At 58.8% G+C, this 1053-nt stretch carries 1 protein-coding gene; it reads right to left on the bottom strand.

Annotated features, from left to right (window positions below):
• Positions 1-12: 12 nt before the first annotated feature.
• Positions 13-999 (bottom strand): integrase core domain-containing protein, encoded by a 987-nt coding sequence (locus HYH08_RS37280; protein WP_220014804.1) that lies wholly within the window; start codon positions 997-999, stop codon positions 13-15.
• Between the last annotated feature and the right edge of the window lie 54 nt (positions 1000-1053).

Here is a 1053-nt window from a genome sequence, read left to right as displayed (position 1 = left end):
TGTGCATGTTCACTAATTCGCTGATCGAGAAGTTTCGGCTTTGGCGGCTGCAAAATCCTTCGGGGACTTACCGCCGAGGGCCTGATGGGGCCTGAAGTTGTTGTAGTAGACGATATATTCGAAGAGCTCGTTGGCGAAGTGAGCGAGGTTGTCGAAGGTTGCGCCCTCGATAACATCGTCGTCCAAGGTCCGCCAGAAGCGCTCGACCTTGCCGTTGGTTTGCGGCCGGTAGGGTTTGGTGTAGCGGTGCTTGATGCCGAGCTCGAGCAGCATGGCCTCGAAGGGGTGCTCTTCAGGGGTGTTGCGGGAAGCGAACTCGGCCCCGTTGTCAGATAGGATCTCGGCAAATTGGACCCCGTAGGTGACGTTGAGGGTGTTGATCATCTTCAGCGTCTTGAACATGACCGGCAGAGCTTTTTTCGAGGTCAGCACCTCCGCCCAGGCCAGGCGCGAGCAGCTATCGACCAAGCTGACGATGAAGGCGGGGCTCGGCGGAGGCACCAAGAACATGTCCCGGGACAGCTGGTGCAGGTCGACATGGCCGAGTTCGCCGATCTTGTCCTTGATAATGCGACGTTTCTCCTCACGCATGGCCGGGGTGCGGCGGTTGAGCTGATTGCGTTTGAAGACCCGGTAGATGGTCGATGGTGACGGTACCGTTTCCCGCCGCTCACGCAAGGAGGCATGGACCTCGTATCGGTTCATGCCTCGCTTCCGGCAGGCGATGATCTCCGCCTCGATCCCTTCCGGTTCGCGCCGCTCACGCCATTTCGGCCCACGGCGCTGCGGCAACAAGTCTACGTCCGCACCGCTCTGCAGATAGCGGTTGTAGTACTTCCGGAAGGTCTGCGAGCAGGTGCCGTGATGCTTGTAGAAGTCGCCCACCCGGCGGAAGGCCGCGGAGCGGCCGGCCTTGACCTCCTCATACTCTGCGATCAGGAACCGCCACTTCGTAACGTAGTTCCGCTCGATCGTCCGATCAAAGGTATTGTCTCGCATCAGAATTCTCCCTCAACAGGATGAATTCGATCAGCGAATTAGTGAACATGCACA

This window comes from Bradyrhizobium sp. BR 10289, from assembly GCF_019455385.1.
GTDB lineage: Bacteria > Pseudomonadota > Alphaproteobacteria > Rhizobiales > Xanthobacteraceae > Bradyrhizobium.
This window is presented reverse-complemented; position numbering and strand designations above follow the sequence as displayed.